Here is a 3,235-nt window from a genome sequence, read left to right as displayed (position 1 = left end):
GCGTGTCCTCCGTAAAGCTCGCCTCAGCCCGAACAGACTCACGTCAATCAGCAGAGCCATCCTCACCCTGGAGACTCACCGCTAAAAAAGCTCACGGTCTCGCGCGGGGCCTACAGCTCAGCAGCCAGTCCCGGCGGGGTTTGACGAATGCCCACACCACCGCCTCCGGCGCGCACGTCTTGCTCCGGCCGGCCGGTCCGGTGCTGGTGAGGGCCTGTTACGAGATGGCGTCGGGGAGGCCGCCGGCCTTGGTGTCCGGCAGGGCGCGGGCGGCGTCGGCCAGGGCCACGATGCCGGCCGGGGTGTGGCCGTCGATGACGGAGAGTCGAAACTGGCGGGCTGCCTGGCCGTTGGGGGGCGAGGTCGGGGACGTACGCCGCCTGGGGCCGGCGGAGCAGAAGTGGTGCGGCTGCGGGTGGGGTCCGCGCTGGAGGCCAGGAGCGTGTATTGCCGGCAGGCGGCCGTGGTGTACGGCGATGAGCGGTCGGTGGGCAGCTGGTGGTGGGCGTATCGCGGCGGCGGCCTGGACACACTGGTGGTGTACCGCGTGCGCCGCCCCGGCCAGGACGATCTGGTTAGCGCCCCGGCCTGGACGAGCTGTTCAGCGGCTAGGGCCCTGGGCCGCCTCGCCCGCCGGGCCGGGCGCGAGGTCCATATGATCGCCGATGGCCCCCTGTCCACCGCAGCATAGCCGTCCGCACCTGGCTCGATGAGAACGCTGAGCGGTTTGAGCGTCACCTGACACCCGGTTACAGCCAAGAGCCAGCCTGGACGAGCTGCTGAACCCGACCTGATCCGCCACGTCCACGCCGTCCGCGCTACCCGGGGCCGACGACCTCGCCCAGGGACCAGCCGCTTCCTCCGCCGCCATCAGCCCCCCCGTCAGATGCGGCTACTTCGCAGCCCAATGTCCGCTACACGATCGCATGGGCAACTGGACCGTTCCGGCTCAATAGGGGTCCGTCAGCTGGGCATACTCCCGATGCTGGTGGCCCGCCGAGAGAGCTATCGTTCGGATCAAGACCTGGGCTTCCGCGGAGCAGCCCCAACAGACTGAAGCCACCACCCGTCCCATCCTCGCCCCGGAAACTCTGCGTTGAAACTTTCAGGAGGGCCACAAGAGGAACAGGCGGATCCCCAAATGCGACAGCGGTTGGCATATGCAGGGCATGATAGGTTTCGGTTACCCTGGGTTACCACGGTAACCCCCCACCCGTACCGAAGGTTTCGCCCACGTGCGCCTGCTCGCCCGCCGCCTCCTCCTGCCCGGCCTGACCGCCCTCGCGCTCGCCGCCACCGGCTGCTCCTCCACCCCCCACACCCGCGCCGCCGAACCGGCCGCTCCCGTCACCCTCGCCCCGTCGGTCGACGGCACGTCGCAGCAGCTCGACGTGGCCGCGGCGCCGCAGGGGTCGCCCACACCGGCGGCCGTGTCCCGCGGCGACGGGAAGGGCAAGACCGAGAAGTCCTCGCTGAAGGTCGCCTCCTACGACAAGGAGAGCGGACGGGCCGTCATATCCACGGCCCCCGAGGGGCCCACCCGGACGCCGTCCCCGGGCAAGTCCCCCGAGGCCGCCAAGCCCGTCGCGGCCGGCGACGTCATCGCGAGCGCCCCGGCGCCGGGCGCCCCGAACGGCCTGCTCGCCAAGGTCACCGAGGTCGTCGGCAAGACCGACCGCGGCACCGAGGTCAAGACCGCCGCCACCACGCTGAACTCCGTCCTCGGCGACGACAGGGCCGACGGCAAGGTGCCCGTCGACCCGGCGTCGGTCACCGTCGAGCCCCTGATGAAGGGCGTCACCTTCTCCTGGGCCAAGGGCCAGGGCCTGAAGTTCGGCCCCCAGGGTGCGAAGCTGCCGCTCGGGAACCTGCGGCTCGACGTCGACGCCTCCGTGGACACCGCCCCGGACGCCCCCGCCTCGGCCGGCGCCTCGGTGACCGGCTTCGTCCAGCTCGCCCCGCAGGTCGAGTTCTCGTACGACGGCACCCCGGGCGGCGGCGGCCCGCGCGGCGCCTACCTCGGCATGAGCGGCGACTGGTCCTCGCAGTGGAAGCTCCAGGGCCGCGCCGCCGCGAGCACCGGGGCCCCCAAGCGGATCCCGTTCGCCAAGCTGCACAGCTCTCCGGTCATCCAGGTCGGCCCGGTCCCGGTCGTCGTCAACCTCGACCTGACCTGCTACATCCAGGTGGAGGCCGACGGGCGCGTGACCCTCGACGTCCAGCAGGACGTCAAGGGGGACTTCAAGGTCGGCGGCAGCTACGCCTTCGGCAAGGGCTGGACTCCGGTCAGCACCTCCACCGTCCAGAGCACCCCGGTCCAGGCGACCGTCACCGCCGCCGGCCGGGTCAAGGGCGCGCTCGGCGCCGAGGCGTCCGTCGGCCTCTACGGCGCCGTCGGCGTCACCGCCGACTTCGCGCCGTACCTGCGCGGCGAGGCCGACGCCAAGGCGACCGCTTCCAGCGACGGCAAGACGTCGGTCACCGGTGCCTGGGCGCTGTACGGCGGGTTCGACCTGAGCGGCAACCTCCACCTCCAGCTGTCCCTGTTCGGCACGCCCGTCTTCGAGCGCAAGATCCCGCTGGGCGCCCTGAACCGCGAGTGGGCGCTCGTGAGCGGCAGCACCGGGCGCTAGCCGGAGCCCCTCAAATCCCCCGGGCGCAAACCGCCTGGGAGAATTTTCCTGCGCATCGCTGGTAGCCGTCGTCGGGCATGACCTTGCGGACGGCGTTGACCAGGGCCGAGTGGTGGCCGGCGATGTCCAGGCGACCCCGCTCAGCCCCCGCTCACGCAGGCTTCGGAGGAACTCGCCCCTGAACATCAGTCCCGTTGTCGCCGTCCCTGAGCCCTAGGACTCCACGGCTGCCGTCCTCGGTGATGCCAGTGGCGATGACCACGGTCTGGAAGACGATCTGGTGGTTCACGCGGCCTTGCAGCAGGTGGCGTGGCGTTGGGCAGATGCAGGGAAAGCGGGTGGGGTCCAAAGCCGGGTGCGGAACACCGTCAGTTCCTCGTCGAGGCCATCGCAGATCCGGGAGACCTCGCACCTTTCCCCTGGTGAGTCTCCAGAGTGAGGAGGACTTTGTAAATTGGCGGCCGCGCGGCCCCAGTGTTGTTCCACCCTCGTGCGCACGCCAACGCGGCGTCGCTCCTCTGCTGCCTCCTCGTCCGCCGCGGCGCCGGAGGTATCCCGGTCGGCTGCCCGCCGACGACCGGGCGGCCTTGCGTGGGATCGTT

The 3,235-nt window shown here is 70.9% G+C and carries 1 protein-coding gene and 1 pseudogene; both read left to right on the top strand.

Annotated elements, in window-relative coordinates; all coding sequences use genetic code 11:
* The first annotated feature begins 1,235 nt into the window (after positions 1–1,235).
* Positions 1,236–2,633, top strand: a complete 1,398-nt coding sequence (locus ACFYP3_RS37320) for a hypothetical protein (protein WP_388842543.1) — start codon at positions 1,236–1,238, stop codon at positions 2,631–2,633.
* A 518-nt stretch (positions 2,634–3,151) separates the two neighbouring features.
* Positions 3,152–3,235, top strand: a pseudogene (locus ACFYP3_RS37315) (IS5/IS1182 family transposase); the annotation flags it as partial.

Source organism: Streptomyces sp. NPDC005533 (assembly GCF_042871845.1).
Taxonomy (GTDB): Bacteria; Actinomycetota; Actinomycetes; order Streptomycetales; family Streptomycetaceae; genus Streptomyces.
Note: the sequence above shows the minus strand (reverse complement) of the source record. Positions and strands in the feature narration are given on the sequence as shown.